This window comes from Nostoc sp. (assembly GCF_036916985.1).
Classification (GTDB): Bacteria; Cyanobacteriota; Cyanobacteriia; order Cyanobacteriales; family Nostocaceae; genus Nostoc.
Genome location: NZ_JBALFD010000027.1, coordinates 76249 through 94500, shown reverse-complemented (window position 1 = coordinate 94500; position 18252 = coordinate 76249). Strand labels below are relative to the sequence as shown.

The 18252-nt window shown below is 42.5% G+C and carries 14 protein-coding genes; 8 read left to right on the top strand and 6 right to left on the bottom strand.

The genetic code is table 11. The annotated features are described in order from the left end of the window. Positions 1-23: 23 nt before the first annotated feature. Positions 24-689: a class I SAM-dependent methyltransferase gene (locus V7L07_RS10600; protein WP_335057539.1), complete on the bottom strand. Its 666-nt coding sequence runs from the start codon at positions 687-689 to the stop codon at positions 24-26. 67 nt (positions 690-756) lie between these two features. On the opposite strand from V7L07_RS10600, the gene V7L07_RS10595 reads away from it, so the two are divergent. Beyond that, complete coding sequence (locus tag V7L07_RS10595) at positions 757-1164, top strand: hypothetical protein (protein WP_334777985.1); 408 nt, start codon at positions 757-759, stop codon at positions 1162-1164. 40 nt (positions 1165-1204) lie between these two features. Here the strand turns inward: V7L07_RS10595 and V7L07_RS10590 are convergent, their stop codons facing one another. Next, entirely contained in the window at positions 1205-1672 is a 468-nt protein-coding gene (locus V7L07_RS10590) for a hypothetical protein (RefSeq protein ID WP_334777981.1), read from the bottom strand. Positions 1673-1785: 113 nt separating this feature from the next. On the opposite strand from V7L07_RS10590, the gene V7L07_RS10585 reads away from it, so the two are divergent. The 4 genes from V7L07_RS10585 to V7L07_RS10570 all read left to right on the top strand — a co-directional run bounded on the left by V7L07_RS10585 (position 1786) and on the right by V7L07_RS10570 (position 7105). Next, positions 1786-2559 carry a hypothetical protein gene (locus V7L07_RS10585; protein WP_334777980.1) on the top strand — a complete coding sequence of 258 codons (774 nt, stop codon included), beginning with the start codon at positions 1786-1788 and terminating at the stop codon, positions 2557-2559. A 263-nt stretch (positions 2560-2822) separates the two neighbouring features. Next, the gene (locus V7L07_RS10580) at positions 2823-4934 is read left to right on the top strand and encodes an O-linked N-acetylglucosamine transferase, SPINDLY family protein (RefSeq protein ID WP_335057537.1); all 2112 of its coding nucleotides are present in this window, start codon (positions 2823-2825) and stop codon (positions 4932-4934) included. Positions 4935-5012: 78 nt separating this feature from the next. Then, positions 5013-6098, top strand: a complete 1086-nt coding sequence (locus V7L07_RS10575) for a DUF4350 domain-containing protein (RefSeq protein ID WP_335057535.1) — start codon at positions 5013-5015, stop codon at positions 6096-6098. A 56-nt stretch (positions 6099-6154) separates the two neighbouring features. After that, positions 6155-7105 (top strand): AAA family ATPase, encoded by a 951-nt coding sequence (locus V7L07_RS10570; protein ID WP_335057533.1) that lies wholly within the window; start codon positions 6155-6157, stop codon positions 7103-7105. A gap of 468 nt (positions 7106-7573) precedes the next feature. Here the strand turns inward: V7L07_RS10570 and V7L07_RS10565 are convergent, their stop codons facing one another. Continuing rightward, positions 7574-9457 carry a protein kinase domain-containing protein gene (locus V7L07_RS10565; RefSeq protein WP_335057531.1) on the bottom strand — a complete coding sequence of 628 codons (1884 nt, stop codon included), beginning with the start codon at positions 9455-9457 and terminating at the stop codon, positions 7574-7576. A 686-nt stretch (positions 9458-10143) separates the two neighbouring features. On the opposite strand from V7L07_RS10565, the gene V7L07_RS10560 reads away from it, so the two are divergent. From V7L07_RS10560 to V7L07_RS10550, 3 genes are all read left to right on the top strand, one after another. Continuing rightward, on the top strand, positions 10144-11418 hold the full coding sequence (locus V7L07_RS10560) for a DUF4255 domain-containing protein (RefSeq protein WP_335057529.1): 1275 nt from the start codon (positions 10144-10146) through the stop codon (positions 11416-11418). Then, the gene (locus tag V7L07_RS10555; RefSeq protein WP_335057527.1) at positions 11415-13406 is read left to right on the top strand and encodes an ATP-binding protein; all 1992 of its coding nucleotides are present in this window, start codon (positions 11415-11417) and stop codon (positions 13404-13406) included. Before V7L07_RS10560 ends, V7L07_RS10555 begins: the two co-directional genes overlap by 4 nt. 100 nt (positions 13407-13506) lie before the next feature. Continuing rightward, positions 13507-14145 (top strand): lysophospholipid acyltransferase family protein, encoded by a 639-nt coding sequence (locus V7L07_RS10550; protein ID WP_335057525.1) that lies wholly within the window; start codon positions 13507-13509, stop codon positions 14143-14145. 254 nt (positions 14146-14399) lie between these two features. Here V7L07_RS10550 and V7L07_RS10545 read toward each other — a convergent pair whose 3' ends face one another. The 3 genes from V7L07_RS10545 to V7L07_RS10535 all read right to left on the bottom strand — a co-directional run bounded on the left by V7L07_RS10545 (position 14400) and on the right by V7L07_RS10535 (position 18248). Continuing rightward, a complete protein-coding gene (locus V7L07_RS10545) occupies positions 14400-16565 on the bottom strand; it encodes an AMIN domain-containing protein (protein ID WP_335057524.1) in 2166 nt (721 codons plus the stop codon). A 139-nt stretch (positions 16566-16704) separates the two neighbouring features. Next, the gene (locus V7L07_RS10540; protein WP_335057522.1) at positions 16705-17475 is read right to left on the bottom strand and encodes a pilus assembly protein PilO; all 771 of its coding nucleotides are present in this window, start codon (positions 17473-17475) and stop codon (positions 16705-16707) included. Beyond that, complete coding sequence (locus V7L07_RS10535) at positions 17472-18248, bottom strand: PilN domain-containing protein (protein WP_335057520.1); 777 nt, start codon at positions 18246-18248, stop codon at positions 17472-17474. Before V7L07_RS10535 ends, V7L07_RS10540 begins: the two co-directional genes overlap by 4 nt. Positions 18249-18252 lie beyond the last annotated feature (4 nt).

Sequence of the window (18252 nt, the reverse complement as noted above, 5' to 3'; positions counted from 1 at the left end):
CTCAGCACTCAATACTCAGCACTCTAAGGTCGCTTGATGGCTAAAGTAAGTCCATCGGCGATGGGGACAAGGGAGAGTGTTATCCGTTCGTCATGATGTAACTTTTTGTTGAGCGCCCGGAGTGCTTGGGTGCTTTCATCTTGAATTTGTTCGTCAGCAACTTTTCCTGACCATAAAACATTGTCAATGGCAATCAATCCACCTGGACGGACTAATTGCAGCGATCGCTCATAATATCCATCATAATTTTCTTTATCGGCATCAATAAAAGCAAAATCAAATGTCTCGGCTTGCCCAGTTGCCAATAACTGATCTAAAGTTTCCAAACCTGGTGCTAATCGCAAATCGATTTTATCGGCAACCCCAGCTTCTTGCCAATATCGCCGGGCGATCGCAGTAAATTCTTCACTCACATCCGCAGCAATGATTTTCCCATCAGCCGGCAGTGTCAAAGCGACAGAAAGTGAGCTATAACCTGTAAAAACTCCCACTTCCAGGGTTTTTTTGGCTCCAATTAACTGTACCAGAAGTCTCATAAACTGCCCTTGTTCTGGTGAAATCTGCATTCCACTCCGGGGATGACTGGCAGTTTCTTGGCGCAACTTCTTAAGAATCTCTGGTTCCCGCAGCGAAACGGATAAAAGATAATTGTAGAGTTGGTTATCAAGACCTATAGACTGTTTTGGCATGGTAGATGAGAAAATTAAGAGAATCTACAGTTATACTATCGCTGATAAGTGGAATCTCAGGAACAACATGGTGCGGTTAGTTTTGACAGCAATATTGCTAGTGTTAGTAACAGCTTGTGGCAGTATTGGACTGCTACCGACTAGCGAATTAGTGCAAAAAGCGATCGCACTTGGGCTAGAACAAACTCAACAAAAACTTAGCCAACAGTTGGATTTAGATTTTCAAGGATTTGAAATCAAGCGGCTATCAATTACCCAGGAACAACCCTTAACCATTGAAAATTTACCAGCTTTCCACGTTCGGGGAACCTACGACTTGATTGTTAAGTTACCAAAACGGCGCTTGACGCAACCACAAAAACCCTTTGATGTTTACCTGCAAATTCAGCAAGAAGGTAAAACTTGGCGATTGCTGCTTCCAGAAAAAGGTAGTAAAAATACTCAATCAACTTGGCGTAGCTATCTCATCCAATAGTGACAGGGAAAGGTTTGAATTGCCTCACTCTTTTGCCAAACTACAGGTTAAATTTTGTGTATGCGGTACCATCATCTTTTGCAAGAATTATAAAATCGAAAGATTCAACTAATGCTTGTATTGCCCCAGTTCCGCCATAAGGATAGCTAAAGGGTTCAAACTCCAGTCTAGCTCTGTCGGCAGAAACCATTCTACAAGCAATTAATTGATATTCACCATTTTTAAAAGCATCAAACATAGAATAAAAGTCCCAAGGAGTTTTGAGGCTATGATCTGTCCGCCTCTGTTTCACAGGTGTTGCAAGCCAGCGACGGAAATATTCAGTCCTTTCCTTTTCACTAGGCCACCAAAAATGTGATAGCGCTTTGCGATCAAAAAAAATTAGCCAATCTTCTTCATTACGCCAAGAATTGTTGTCTTTATCTTTTTTAATTTCGTTGAAAACTTGACAAAGAGCATTGAATCTTTTGGAATCATCTACTTGAAACTCTAAAAAGAAGTATTCCATTATTTCTCCCTTCTTTTATTATGTGCAACTAGAAAAACCATCACAAATATATCTGTATAACTGAGAACCCCTAGCCATAATTAAGGTGATAGTTTCACTGAGGACGGGGCAAAATGTATATTAACTTTTTCATCAGTTCTATAGCTGGAATTGTGGTTGTGGTACTGGCGGCTTTTGGCTTACTGCAATGGCTGCACATCCCTGCGGGTAACTTTCTTGATTGGGTGATTGGTGGTGCTAGTTTTTGGTGGCTGTTGGTAATTGTCACCGTACCGTGGAATGTGCATTTTCAAGCCAAAGAAGTCTTAGCAGAAGCAGCACAATCAACTGAGAAAGGAATTGCAGTCGATGAGAAACAGGTGAAGTATGTCACACTTTTGGCCAAGCGATCGCTCTGGGTTGCCATTGCTTTACACTTATTCTCAGCTGTTGGTCTTTATACTCTGGCTGCTACAGGTATTAGTACAGTGGGATATATCAGTTCTGGTGCAGCTTTGTTATTAACAATTCTGCGTCCCGCAATTCGCGCTTATGAGTATTTATATGCACGGTTAGCGATGATTCGCCAAGAATGGAAGTATCCCCGCGAAGATATTTTTGAACTGCGCGATCGCTTCTCTACGTTGGAACAAAAAATTCAGTCGTTGGAAGATCAACTCAACCCAGAACAGCCCTATTCCTTCTCTGCAACTCAACAACGCTTTGCTGAAGAGACTCGCAGAGACTTAGCCCGAATTGCGGCTAACTTGGAGGAATTACGGGCGACAAATCAAACCGAACATGAGCGTTTGGCAAGAGAAGCCAGAAATGCGATCGCGCAACTTTCCACCGACGGACAATTTCTCGATCATGTCCGCGAAATTATTCGATTTTTTAAGACTGCTTAATTATTACAATGAAAGTCAAAAATGTAACATTCAAATCGCCTTGCTTGGATCGGAGCGATCGCTTGTGCAATTTGAGTGATATTATGTGCAATCAAATAGCTTTGGTAATTCTATTTGATTTGCAAATCCCTATAACCTCAGATATCTGACTTATTAAAGAAGTTGGAGATATTTTTGTTCTGGTATTACTGATGACATCGCTGTAAAAACGTATATAGTAGTGCCTATATGCAAGGCAGATTGTCATTAGTAATTGCAACGCTATGTTAATTAATGAATTAAGAGATATTAATTTTATTATTTTTCCTGATTGGTCTAATTTAGAAACTGCGATCGCAGAAGACTTGATGAATGTTCTCAGAACTCTTTCCACACATCCAGCTAGACAAGATATAACACTGCTAATTGACAGTCAAAGTTTATCTGATGAATTACAAGATAATGCTAACTCATTACTTTTTGAAACAGTTCTAAAACTTAGTTTAGAAGAGGATATCTCTGAAGACTTTAATGTAGGGCTTACAGGTCAGTTAACCACCCAAGAATGGTCTATTATTAAATCATTAATTAACTTTTGCATCGCAATTAATAACGAAGATCGCTACATTATCCAGCAGCAAGAAATTGCCAAAGTTCCTAGATGTGAATTGTCAGAAATTAAACAGCGAACTATTTATGAAGCGGCTCGCCTAGAATCTTGGCACAGATGGGGTGACTATTTCGCAGACAGTGAATCGCCTGAAAACGCTATCCCATATTACAGCAAGTATTTATCCAGTTGTCCGCACCAGATTAGCTATTATCTTAAGCTAAGTAATGTTTTGTATAAAATTGGACAGATGCAAGCAGCTATCAAAACATTGCAAAATGGTATTAGCAATTGCCCTCAAGCAGAAGAACTCTATTACTGGCTGATTATTCGTCTAAAGCAAAGCCACAACTATCTGGAAGCTCGTAACTTCGCTCAACAGGTTACAGAGAAGTTTCCTGAAAACTACATATTTAAGATGTTGAGCTATCTTATGCTCCCAGAAACTTATCATACTCCTCAAGAAATTGATATCTACCGGGCATGGTTTCAGCATGGGCTAGAAAAACTAATTCAAGAAATAACAATCAATAGCCCCGATGAACAGAAAAAAGCTTTAATGGGAATCAGCCATCATACAAATTTTTTTCTTGCATATCAGGCAAAAAATGATCTCGTGTTACAGCAGCAGTATGGACAGCTAGTTAACCAAATTATGGCGGCAAATTATCCGCAATGGAGTCAGAGGCATCCGATTTCTTCTATTAGCAACAATCAAAGAATTAAAATTGGCTATCTTTCCTATTTTTTATGTAGCTGGAGTGGAACAGTTTTGTTCTTAAACTGGCTGAAATATGCAGATAATCAAAAATTTGAAATTTATTCGTATCACATAGGGCATCAAATTGATACTGCTACTCAATTATTCCGGTCTTATAGTAAAAAGTTTTATCATTTGCCAAATAATTTAGAACAGGTTTGTCAACAAGTTATTGACGATCGCCTTGATGTGTTAATTTTTCCCGAATTAGGTATGGATGCCACCACACTATGTATTGCTGGACTCCGTTTAGCACCGATTCAATGTATGGCTTGGGGGCAACCTGTCACTTCTGGACTACCCACCATTGACTATTTTTTATCTAGCGAACTGATGGAGCCTCTGAATGGCCAACATCACTACACCGAAAGCCTTGTACGTTTGCCTGGTGTTGGGATTTCCTATCCTACGATCAAAGTGGACTCAGTTCGCCGCAACCGATTATTTTTTGGATTACGAGAAGATGCGATCGTCTACATCTCTAGTCAAGCTGCCTATAAATATCTACCGCAGTACGATTACATTTATGCAGAAATTGCCTGTCAAGTTCCCAATGCTCAGTTTATGTTCTTGCGCTCTGGGATTTCTCAAGAACGTTTGAAACGGGCATTCGCGGCTGTAGGGTTAGATAGTCTTAACTATTGTGTATTCTCTCCTGTTCTACCGCGTGATGATTACTTTGACTTGCTTTCTTTGGCAGATATTTACTTAGATACCTTCGACTGGGCGGGTGGTAACACAACACTGGATGCGATCGCCTGTCATTTACCGATTGTCACTTGTCCTGGTGAGTTTATGCGGGGGCGTCATTCTTATGGTTTCTTGCAAGCTATCGGTGTAACACAGACAATTGCAGATGATACCTCGCAATATATTCAGATTGCAGTGCGATTAGCCGTAGATATTGATTGGCGATACTCAGTTCGTGAAGCCCTAAAACTCTCAAACAACCTTCTGTTTGACAATCCCACTGCTACCCAAAATTTAGAAGCATTCATCAAGCAGGCGATCCCTTTGAAAAACTAAAGCAAGTATATTTTGACTTTATCTGAAAAATAAGTAAGTATTAACACTAGTAATATTCAAAGGCAATGAAAGTCGAATATGAAACGTCCAAATCGCCTTGCTTGGATCGGAGCGATCGCACTATTTGCGATGGTTTTACTTAGTTTGTTCGCGGCTCCCAATAATACTAAACTTAATGCTGGTTCTACTTATAACCGCGCCCCTGATGGCTATGGTGCTTGGTATGCTTTTATGCAACAGCAGGGAACTTCTATTAAACGCTGGCAAAAACCTTTTAGTGATATTGAGCCAGAGAATAGCCCAGTTACCCTCCTCCAGGTAGGTGGGGGTACGATACTGGGTAGTCAAGAGCGTGAATGGGTAGAAAAAGGAAATACTTTGGTAATTTTGGGTGCGGGGGCGCGGGTTACTGAAGCGGAGTTTAGCACTATGCAGAAATCTCCCCAAGGTAATATCAAAATTGACACACGTAGACGAAATAAGAAAGCTAAACAGGAGCAAGTTGATTTAGGCGATCGCTTTGGTGCTGTTGTCTGGAAAGAAAATTACGAACAGGGAAAAGTGATTTTTTCTACCACTCCTTATTTAGCCGCCAATGCCTACCAAGATAATTTAAGTAATTTCAAGTATCTAGCTAGTCTAGTAACTGAAAAAAATAACACAATCTTTGTCGATGAATACATCCACGGTTATAAAGATGCCGATGTCAGGAAGAAAGAAAACGAAGGAGATTTATCTAGCTTTTTTGCTAAAACTCCTTTATTGCCAATATTGGTGCAGGTAGGTATCTTGCTATTAGTGCTAATTTGGGCGCAGAATCGCCGCTTTGGTAAGCCAGTAGCTTTAGATACACCAGTTGCAGATAACAGCGAGGCATACATCCAAGCTTTAGCTGGAGTCTTACAGAAAGCTGATACCACCGACTTTGTTGTAGAAATGGTGGGTAAACAAGAACAACTACAACTCCAAAAAGCCTTGGGATTAGGGCAAATACTTTTAGAACGTGAAGCCTTGATCAATTTTTGGATAGAAAAAACAGGTGTAAGTGCAGCAGAACTAGATGCAGTTTTAAAGCTACAATCTCGCAAACAACCCATCAGTGAACAAGACCTGTTAAGCTGGTTGGGGAAATGGCGAACCATTAGATTAATTCGTAATTCGTAATTAATTTTTGGAATTATACATAATATCTTTGCGTTAGTTATTTATCAATAAAAAATATGAGCGAAACCCATCCAATCTTAATTCGCCTTGGTCAAAGTCTTAATCAAGTAATTGTCGGACAATCTAGCCTAATACAACAAATTTTAGTAGCATTGCTAGCAGGTGGACACGTAATTTTAGAAGGAGTACCGGGAACTGGTAAAACCCTCCTAGTAAAAGTGTTGGCACAGTTAATTCAAGGGGAGTTTCGCCGAATTCAATTAACACCAGATGTTTTACCTTCAGATATTACTGGTACAAATATTTTTGATTTGAATAGCCGCAATTTCACTTTGAAAAAAGGGCCAATATTTACTGAAGTGCTACTAGCAGACGAAATCAACCGTACTCCTCCCAAGACACAAGCGGCGCTACTAGAAGCAATGGAAGAGATGCAGGTAACGTTGGATGGTGAAAGTTTGCCATTACCAGATTTATTTTGGGTGATTGCAACCCAAAATCCTCTCGAATTTGAGGGCACTTATCCTTTACCAGAAGCGCAGTTGGACAGATTTTTATTTAAGCTAGTGGTAGATTACCCCGACCAAGCTGCTGAGAAACAAATGTTACTCAATCGTCAGGCGGGTTTTGCAGCAAGGCGTTTGGATATTAGCCGTTTAAAACCAATTGCAACAATCGCTGACATTTTGCAAGCACGACAAGCAGTCAAAGAAGTTAAAGTATCAGAAGCGATCGTTGATTATTTGTTGGCGTTGGTGAGAACATCACGTCAATATCCTGATTTAACTTTGGGCGCATCGCCTCGCGCTGCCGGTGCTTGGTTGCAGACATCTCAAGCCCTAGCATGGTTAGCTGGAAGGGATTTTGTCACACCAGATGATGTTAAAGCAGTTGCATCGCCACTACTACGTCATCGCCTGATTTTGAAACCAGAAGCAATGCTGGATGGTTTACAAATTGATGCGGTAATTGCCTCGGTAATTAATCAAGTACCAGTTCCAAGGTAAAAAATTATTTGGGAACTCCAAGACAAAAATTATCCAATATTGTGGGGTGGGCATCTTGCCATAGGTGTCAAGTTAAGCTCAAACTTCCTATGTCAATAAGCATTTATGCTGATAAATTCGGTTTGAAAGGGACAAAAAACGAACTTTTTCAGGGACTATTAATGCTTTGTTTATTAGCATCACTCCCAGCTTGCCTATAAAAGTTAGAAAAAAGTTCACCTTTATACTTCGTTCCTAACAAAACCCATCGTTGACAAATGGGTTTTAACCTTAAGTTGACACTAATGACGAGACGCCCATCCCACAAGAGTTATTTCTATGCAATAGTAAATTCTGACATACGAAATTTTGGTTTTAAGGCAATATAATTCAGATAAGCCCAAAACGCTTGTAGAGACGGCGATTTATCGCGTCTCCAAAACCTGATTTTTAACCGTCCTTTGGGTTGATGAGTTCTAAATTCGACTATTATCTAGGTAAACCTTGCTGGTTGCTTGGCTCTTTACGAGATTGCGATTGAGTATATATATAGGTTACTAATGCTAAAGTCACTCCAATGGCCAAGATCACTCCCAGGATTCGCAAGAAATTGGGAGTAATTCTCGTAGCTAGCTGCTCATTTAGCCTTGGTTGGTAAATAGTGTCATCCGTTCGCACTTGTGGTCTGCCTTGATGAGATGCAGTCCGAGGTTGATACAATGTTACATCTGGTGGTACTTGTGGTCTGCCTTGATTAGACGCTGGTCGTGGTTGAAACAGCGTTTTATCTGGCTGCACTTGTTGCCCACCTTGATTAGACGCCTGTCGTGGTTGAAACAGCGTTTTATCTGGTGGTACTTGTTGCCCACCTTGATTAGATGCCTGTCGTGGCTGAAACAACGTTTTATCTGGTGGCACTTGTTGCCCACCTTGATTAGACGCCTGTCGTGGCTGAAACAACGTTTTATCTGGTGGCACTTGTTGCCCACCTGGATTAGATGCCTGTCGTGGTTGATACAACGTCACGTCTGGTTTGCTGGTGTTCGGATTATTCACAGGACTCTGTTGATTTTGCTCAACTGGGTTAAATGGTCTGGGAACAGTTTCGTGATTTGAACCTTGATTGTACTCAGGCTGAAGAGGAGGAACAGTTTCCTCAGGTTGGTTTTGCTCAATCGGGTTAAATGGTCTGGGGACAGTTTCGTGATTTGAACCCCGATTGTATGCAGATGGAGGACGCAGAATGGTATCGTCGTTCGATTGTCTGGGAACAGTTTCGTGATTTGAACCCTGATTGTATGCAGATGGAGGACGCAGAATGGTATCGTCGTTCGATTGCCTGGGAACAGTTTCGTGATTTGAACCTTGATTGTCGGAAGATTGCGATCGCCCAATAATCTGTCCGGGTACACTAGTATTGTCCGTAACAAATTTGGCAGCAGACTGCAAAGCCTGACTGAGTTCTTCTACAGTTGCAAATCGGTTAGCTGGGTTTTTGTGGAGGCATTTCATCACCACGGCTTCCAATTGTACGGGTAAATGCTCACATCCTGGTTGCGATCGCAGTGGTTTTGGTGGCTCATAAGCATGAGCTAATACCCAAGAAGCCTCACTAATATGACTACCCTTAATACTTATTCCAAATGGGTCAGCTGCACTCAGCATTTCATAGAGGATAATCCCTAAACTGTAAATATCACCCCTGGCATCCAGGTTTTGATCGCTTTGGATTTGTTCAGGAGGTGCGTAACGAAATGTACCAATAAATGTACTAGTTATATTTGTAATATTGGAATTTTCTGAAGATTCACTACGAATTTTGGCAACACCAAAATCCAAAACCTTGACCCACTCTCCCAAATCTGTGGGCGTCAGAAATATATTATCTGGCTTTAAATCGCGGTGAACTACCTGAATATGCTCAGTAGTTTTGCCGCCTTCCCGTTGCAGAGTAACTCCTTGATGGGCAAGCTGTAGACCCTTACAAACTTGCGCCATAATCTTTACAGTCCGCTCAACAGATAGCCGCTTTTCACGCAGCAGTAATTGTCTGAGCGTTTGCCCCCGCAAATATTCCATCACATAAAATGGAAAACCTTCTGGAGTTACACCACAGTCACTAATTTTGACGATATGATCGCTTTGCAAAGCCGCACAAACTGCCACTTCACGCTCAAAACGCTTTCTCATTTCTTGTGATGCCACCAGTGTATCTTTGAGCAGCTTCAAAGCTACCTGTTGACCGACACGGGTATCCGTTGCTAGGAAGACTTCTCCCATGCCACCCCCGCCTAACCGTCTGTCTAAACGGTATCGCTGGTTATCACCTACTAAGCGACCATTCCAAGAATTTGAAGAAGGTGGGGATTTCATCTGGGGCAACCCATCTTTAGTTACGTTAAAGTTTTAACTTTAGTCAGAGATAATACTATTATTACAAATATTACATTTTTACTTGCTTCGTAGGTTAAATTAATATTTGTAATATATGCTACTAGCTGTTTATCTAATTATACTCAGCTTAACATAAAACTAAGACTGACAATTTGATAAAATGTTTAAATATAAGACCTTTGGTAGTTGAAATTGGTTCCTGATGTGAAGTTAACGTAAATTTAGGCTGGGGATTGGGAACGTGAGAATCCCAAATGTGTAAAAACATATTTTGTCATTGCGAGCGTAATGACAATCTGTTATCTTTGTCAATTTGCAAAATTGGGATGGATTAGGGATTGGGGCTGGGAAAATTTGGTGGGAGATTTACATACAGTACTTACGCAAAAACTGCCAAAAATCTTAATCTATCGAACCCCATTTTCTACGAAATACTACGTCTAGCTTGCTTTTTTGCAGGGTTACGCGCAGCCTCTTGTAGAGAAAAGAATAATTCATAGAATGTGTGTAAATCCTAATACATTGTATTATCGCAGAACTTATAGATACTTAGTCCCCAGTCCCCAGTCCCCAACCCCCAGAATATTTAAAGTTTTGCAAAATATATTCTGTCAATGTACTCTGGCATACATGATTAGTATGTGCTATTGCCATGAGGAATGAGGATGAGTAATATGCTCTCTATAGCCGCCGTGACAGCAGTACTAAAAGTCTTGCTGGAAAATGGTTTAGTCAGCGATCCGATCGCTGCTAGTGTTGGTGATGTGATTGTAACTGCCCTACCACCCGATCGAATTTCAGTTGAAGCCGATGAGCGCGCTCAACTTAACCTCTTTCTCTATCAAGTGACACAGAATCGCAATGTCGATTGGGTATCTCAGGAATTTCGGAGCAAGCATTCACGTATAAATAAAAACTTGTGTTCTCCGACTCCCCCACTAGCGCTTGACCTCCATTATTTGCTAACAGCCTACGGAGCCAAGGATTTTCAGGCGGAGCTTTTACTGGGCTATGCGATGCATTTATTACACAAAACCCCGGCGATCACATCTAATATTATTGAAAGTACTTTGATTAATGCATCCACAACCAATACTTCAAGTGCTTTTTCGCAAGCTGTAGCAAATGTGTCTGTATCCGATTTAGCTGAACAAATTGGACAGATAAAACTGACTCCAGAGTTTTTTAACATGGAAGAAACTTCTAAGTTATGGTCTGCTTTACAAACGCACTATCGACCTTCAGCTACCTATCTGGCATCAATGGTATTGATTGAGAGTAGCAAATCTGACAACCCCGAAGGTTTTTACATGACGCCATTATCTCAGCCGATTATAGAGCAAGTGATGGCTCCAGCAAATACTGAGCAAATGATTGTTGCAGGCACAACATTAGTAATTCGTGGTAAACGGTTACGCGGTGAAATCACACGAGTTCGTCTGGGTAATACGGAGACATTACTAGTACCTCAAGAAGTTAAAGAAACCCAAATCAGCTTGTTAGTTCCGCTAGATTTGTACCCAAGTGTGCAGGGTGTTCAAATCGTACACCTGACAATGGGCAACGGGGGGCAAATGGATCATCTTGTTGAATCAAACGTTGCGGCTTTTGTCCTACATCCAACAATTACAGCATTCGTCACCCAAGTGGAAAATAGTGGCGACAATTTACGCACAGCAGAAATTAATGTTAAATTCCAGCCCAAGGTAGGTAAAGCACAGCGAGTAGTTTTACTACTCAATGAAGTGTTAGATAATACTCCATCTGCTTACTCTTTCTTTGTGCCATCACGCCCTGAAGATACTGATGCAATCACTATTCCGATCAAAAATGTCAAGCCAGGAACTTATATTGTCCAGGTGCGGGTAGATGGCGCCCAAAGTCCACTGCACAAAAATCGGTCTGGGGCTTATGATTCGCCACAGGTGACTATTTTATGAATGCTACAACAATTAATCGCAATTGGGATGAGGCAAACTACCGCTACCTATCAGCAGCTCTCGCCGTGGTGCGTGGTATTTTAGAAAATCACACGGCAAAAGAGCAAAATCAAGCTCCAGAGAAAAACCAAGCGCTTTTACAGCAAGCTTTACAGCAAGCTGCTGCTGCTATGCCTGCACCATCGGCATTGGAGAGAGTAGGCAAAATGTTTAGCCTCTCATCCTTTGAATGTGATTTGTTGCTGTTGTGTGCAGGTATGGAATTGAATGGGGATTTTACCAAAATATGTGCTATAATCCACGGGGATTCGCAACGAGCTTACCCAACTTTGGGTTTAGCTCTGGCAGCTTTACCCGATGTCCACTGGGATGCGATCGCACCAAATGCTCCTTTACGTCATTGGCGATTAATTCAAATTGGTGATGGTCATGCCTTGACTCTCAGTCCCATAAGAATTGATGAGCGGATTTTACATTATCTCACGGGCATTCAATATCTTGACGAACGCTTGGCTGGCATCATTGAACCATTACAAGAGGTTAGTGATTTAGTACCCTCGCACCAAGATTTAGCAGAGCGAATAGCAGTAATTTGGTCACAAGCTTCCCAGGTTAATAGCTTGCCAATTGTCCAGTTATGTAGTAAAGAAACTACTAGTAAACGTGCTATTGCCGCCAAAGTTTCTCAACTTCATGGTTTAAATCTCTGGGTAATGGCTGCACAAGCCATTCCCCTAGCGCCTGGCGAGTTGGATAACCTCATCCGCTTGTGGACTCGCGAGACGATTTTAAGTAAGAGTGCCCTACTAATAGACTGCAACGAACTGGATATTAATGATATAGCGCGGCTAAATGCGATCGCTCATTTCATCGAACGCACCAAGGGCTTTTTAATAATCACAAGTCGAGAACGCATAGGTTTATCACAAAGCCTAGTGGTTAATTTTGACGTACATCAACCAACTAGCAAAGAACAAGGTGCAGTTTGGCAAGATGCGCTAAATGGGATTGCACCAAGAATGAATGGGCAAGTTAAAACCCTAGTGGAGCAGTTTAACCTAAGTGCTGCAACCATTCGTGCCGCTTGTGCAGAAGCCGCAGGACAGTTAGCACAAACACCAGAAACCGATATCGGTAATATTTTATGGGATGCCTGCCGTGTGCAAGCACGTCCACGCTTGGATGAACTCGCCCAACGAATTGAGCCATCTGGTGATTGGGAAGACTTAGTATTACCAGAGGCACAGAAACAAGTTCTTCAAGAAATTGCGGCTCATGTGCGCCAACGTAGTACTGTATATAATAATTGGGGTTTTGGGGGCAAGAGTGCTAGAGGATTGGGAATCAGCGCTCTATTTGCAGGCGGTAGCGGCACTGGTAAAACATTGGGCGCAGAAGTGCTGGCTCATAAATTACGCCTCGATCTCTATCGCATTGACCTATCATCGGTAGTTAGCAAATATATTGGCGAGACAGAGAAGAATTTGCGTCGGGTATTTGATGCCGCAGAACAAGGCGGGGTGATTTTGTTATTTGATGAAGCTGACGCTTTATTTGGTAAACGGAGTGAAGTTAAAGATGCCCGCGATCGCTATGCCAATATAGAAGTTAGCTACCTATTGCAACGGATGGAAAGTTACCCAGGTTTAGCAGTCCTGACTACCAACTTGAAAAGTGCAATTGATACAGCATTTTTGCGGCGGATTCGCTTCGTAGTCCAGTTTCCCTTCCCCGATACAACGCAACGAGCCGAGATTTGGCGACGCGTCTTCCCAGATGATACACCAACCACAGGTTTAGATGCTCTGCAACTAGCACGGCTCAATGTCGCTGGCGGGAACATCCGTAACATCGCCTTAAATGCAGCTTTCCTCGCTGCCGATGCTGGCGAAGCAGTGCAGATGAAACACGTATTGCGGGCTGCTCAAACAGAATATAGTAAGTTAGAGAAACCTTTAACTGAGGCAGAAATTGGAGGATGGACGTAAGGATTCTATGCTTCCCCTATTCCCGATTCTTTCAATTTTGCGTTTGCTCTGGGGCTTGCGATCGCTTATGCTAAGTTGAGTTTGATTTGCATTATCTTCTGTGGACAGAAACCGCGAACCGTTTATCAGTCTGGCACTTTACCACGCCTTTAAATGGTCAGTCGTCAGCCCCATGTTTCACGCTTACTTTCGGGGCCAGATTTATGGTACGGAAAATGTCCCCCAATCAGGGCCGCTAGTGGTAGTGAGTAATCACGCTAGTTATTTTGACCCGCCGATTGTCTCTAATTGTGTACGTCGTCCAGTGGCGTATATGGCTAAAGAAGAGTTATTTAATATTCCCATTTTGGCGCAAGCGATTAAATTGTATGGCGCTTACCCGGTGAGTCGGGGAAATGCCGATCGCAATGCCATCCGTTCTGCTCTAGAATATCTCGATAACGGTTGGGCTGTCGGTGTTTTCTTGCAAGGTACTCGTACCCCAGATGGTCGGATTACAGACCCGAAAAGAGGTGCGCTGCTGCTGGCGGCGAAAGCAAAAGCCCCAATATTGCCGGTGAGTATTTCGGGTACTGAGGGGATTTTAGAAAAAGGCTCGAAAATCCCTCGCGCAGTTACCATCACTGTGAGAATTGGTAACTTGATTGATGCTCCCAGTTCCACAAATAAAGAGGAATTAGAAGCGTTGACACAAAAGTGTGCGACAGTAATTAACGAAATGCATGATTTAGGACGTTGAATTTAGGGACTGACAAATAAAAAAATATCCAATTAACTCTTGTGGGGTGGGCATCTTGCCATTGGTGTCAACTTAAGCTGAAACCCTTTTAGACTTGCTTTCGTGTTAAGTTGACACCAATAGCTCCTTAGCCTTTGTATGACCTCTTGCAAAAGTGCTTTTTGCACTCTTATGGAAAAAGAGGAAAGGATGTATTCAAAACCTTTCCCCTTTAGCCGAAGCATATTGAGAGGTGACTCACCAATTCATTACCTTTATTGCCTACCAGGAAGCTTCAAACCTCGACGCTCAAGGATTTGCCGCACCTCTGGGCTGGGGTTGTAGTTATAGCCATAAGAGGAGTTCTCAGAATCATCCATAATTTGAGGTGTGAGCAACACAATCACCTCATTGCGCTGATTATTTCTGTTTGTACTTCTAAATAGCGCACCAATCAGGGGAAGATCACCCAAAATAGGAATCTTGGAGATAGTTGATCGGTCTTGGTCTTGAATGATACCTGAGAGAATGAGCGTTTGACCATCTCGTAAACGAATCAAGCCAGAAGTGAGGGAGCGCTCAGACACTAAAATAATAGTTCCACTTCCTGTATCTTGTGAGCCTGAAGGAGCGCTGACAGTAGGAGCAACCGATAGAGAAACGAACCCATTATCGTCAATCCGCTCAATTTTCACATTCAAGGTTAAGCCAACTTTTTGTTTCTCAATTGTTCTTTCTGTCCTAGAACCACCAGAAGTATCCGTTGTTTGAAGGGTTATATTTCCCACTACTTCTTGAGTCAGGTTGACCAGAGCCGTCTGGCCTTCTTGCACAATTAAGGTTGGGTCGGTCAAAATCTTGGCATTGCCATTTGTAACCTGAGCCTGCAAACTAGCGAGAAGACGTTTGGGAAATGTTATCGGCGCTGCAACAGTGCTAAGAACATCATTGACGATCGGTGTACTAGTCAAGCTAGTTCTCGCTTCATTACTAGTAGCTGGTCTGGAACCGCCAAAATTCAGAGATGCGACACCACCATCATTGCTAAAGTAGTTGTTACCAACCCCAAAAGAAAAGCTAGTGTTGTAGTCCTGAATGTTCAAGAGGTTAACATCGATAATCTTGACATTAACTACCACTTGGCGACGGCGGATATCAAGCTGAGTGAGTTGAGCCATTGCCATCTCAACTAGCCTGGGAGGACCAATCAAGGTCAAAGAATTAGTGCGCTGGTCTCCTAATGCCTGTAGACCTCGGAGTAAAGGCGTTGTGTATTTAGAGTCCTCAAGGGTTAGACGTTCAATTTTGGTTTCCGTGGTCGTTTGAGTTTGAGTGATGGGAGCAGCTGCATTCCCAACAGCCACAGCACTAACACTGGTAACTTGTCGTTCTCGGCTGACAGCACTTTCTGCTCCCAAGCCGACCAAAAAGTTTAGGGCAACATCGACTGTTACCTGATTGAGTCGCAGGTTACGCATAACCATGTCACGGGTGGAATTGGGTAATTTAGGCCCAACAAAAATTGTGCGATTACTGCGATTAGCCTCTAAACCACTGAGGCGCAAGACGTAGTTAAACACATCTTGTACTGGCTCATTTTCAATATCTAGGGAGATTGTTTGAGAGGTTGCTGGTGCAGCACCACCTTGACCTCCAGCAGCTTGATCGCCTGCGATATAAGCCAAGTTCAAATTAGCAGCACGGGCAAGCAATGACAAAACCTCACGCACCGGCGCATCTCGCAGCACTAAACGAGGAACGCGTTCCTGACTTCCCAAGTCAATAGTGCTAGGAGAAGCATCAGTATTAGAGATGGCAATATCTCCTACAGGTGGGGCGACGGCTCTGGGTAAGAAAGGTGGAGCCTGACTCAGAGGTTGACCTGGCCCGGCAGCTTGTGCAGGTTGTCCGTCAATGGTGACTTGGGGGTTGGGAACGAGAACACCTGAGTTTTGACCAGGTTGGGCTGGAGTCGTAACAGGCGGTGCTGTAGATGTTGGTGCTGTTGGCGTAGGTGCTGATGCTATATTGCCTGCCGATGGGCTAAAGCTGAGTGTAATTCCATTTGGCGATCGCACCACAGGTTGACTGTTAGGTGTGTTGTTACTACCAGTTACCGTCACCCGAATGCTATTGGCATCAAGCTGACTAACCTCAACAGACGCAATTCCTGGTGCTGGGGTATCTTGACGAAAGCTATTACCTTGTGGTAATCGTAATTGAGTATTGATAACATCTGCGACTAAAGCCTTGCCTCTTTTCGTAGTGAAAACTTGGGGGCGCGACCCTGAAGATGTTTTCAAAGCAACGCTAATTCCACCATCAACTGGATTTAATTGGACATCAGTCACTTGACTAATTTGTGCCCAAACTGGTTGACTTGCCAAAAAGACAAAAGCGGCAGTACCTAAAATAAAACTATTACCGTGAAGCTGTTTCACAGTTCATTCCTCACCTGATAAAACCTTGTTTACAAACAATTATGAGAAGTTGGGAGTTAGGAGTGAATAGTTAGGAATGATAATTCGTAATTCATAATTCTTAACTCCTAATTCCTAACTCCTAACTTCTCATTCTTAACTACTTTTTCGGAGCTGCTTTTGCTGCTGCTGCTGCTGCTATTTCTTCTGGACTAAGTGGCATCAACACCTGTAGCTGGAATAATGTATTAATCGCTGCTGGGCCTATTGGCTTTGGCGTTTTATCTAATGGAGATATTGCTTCGGCTGGAGCCAAAGTTGATTGATAATCTTTAACTATTAACAAAGGCTGTAACCGCTCAATGTTACGAATTATCGATTGTGTTTGTTCATAAGTCCCTGTAATTTGGGCATTGATAATGCTGCGTTTTAGCTTGTTGTCAACCTGTAGCCCTAGACTTCCATCGGCAACGGGTTCTGGTTTTTGGGAAACTGGCGTGAATTTATCCAGTTTGGCTCTTACCGTACTAATAGAGTTTGGAGTATTGCCAGACTCTATTAAGCGGTTCAAATCCAACAACAATGTATCTAAGCTTTTTTCGTTAGCAAATAAACCTAAAACCTGAACTTTTTGCTGCTTTGCCTGCGCTAGTTCGTCTTTAACTTTATCAATCTGTTTGATATTGGCTTTTTTTTGCTCAATTTGCCCTTGTAGTTCTGAGGTTTTGGCCTGCTGCTGCTGATAGTTTTCCCAAGCTGGCATCAGTAGGCTTACCAATATATAGCCTGCTATCCCTAAACCAATTACTCCCACCAAAATCCCAATAATTTTTGGTGTAAAAGTAATACCAAAGACCACGGGGGATGCTGGCGTTGCCTGCTCAAATTCCCCACCTTGTTCGCCAAAATTTAAATCATCACTCAGCGTCATTTTAGAATGACTCCTGTTTGTTGGATACTACGAATTCGAGTCACTAAACCCACTGTGCCTTTTTTCTCCAACTCCCGAATTAATTCGGAAGCTGGAACATCGTTCATGCTGGACTGAATAGTGTATTCAACTACTTGTGGCGGCTTAATTATTACACCATTAGTAGGTTGACCCACACTTGGAGGTAAAGGGGCATTTACTAATCCTGCGGTGATAATTCTGGTTTCTGTGGGCTTCAAAAACTGAGATTGTTGTAAACTCAATAAGAAATCATTGACATCATTAAAAGAACGAGCCAATCCGGTAATTTCTAATCCCCCGGCGGGATTGTTTGGTGGCTGACCTGCCGCTACTGCAATGGGTGGGATTTGCTTAATGCTCTTAATTTGCACTGCTGCGGGGATGCGATCGCGCAAATCTTGCAGCATTGCCGACCAAGGGCGAATCTGGTCAAAGACAGTGACTAAAGCTTGAGTCTCCTCTTTAACTGACTTCGTTTCGGCTTTGATTTTGTTAAGATTTCCGATTTCTGTATCTAACTTTTTGCTTTGCTGATCTAGTTGTGCAACTGTCCCCTCTAATTCCACAATCTTCCCTTGCAATAACCACCAACTAACTCCCAATAAGGCTGGAAGACCTACACCTACTGCAACTCCCACATACACTAGTGTCAAATCCCCCGTAGGAAACTTGAAGGCTATTCCTCCCTTTCCCTCAGGCTTTTTCTGGTATGCTGGGCGGTCTTTAAGAAAATTAACATCTAGGCTGTACATTTTG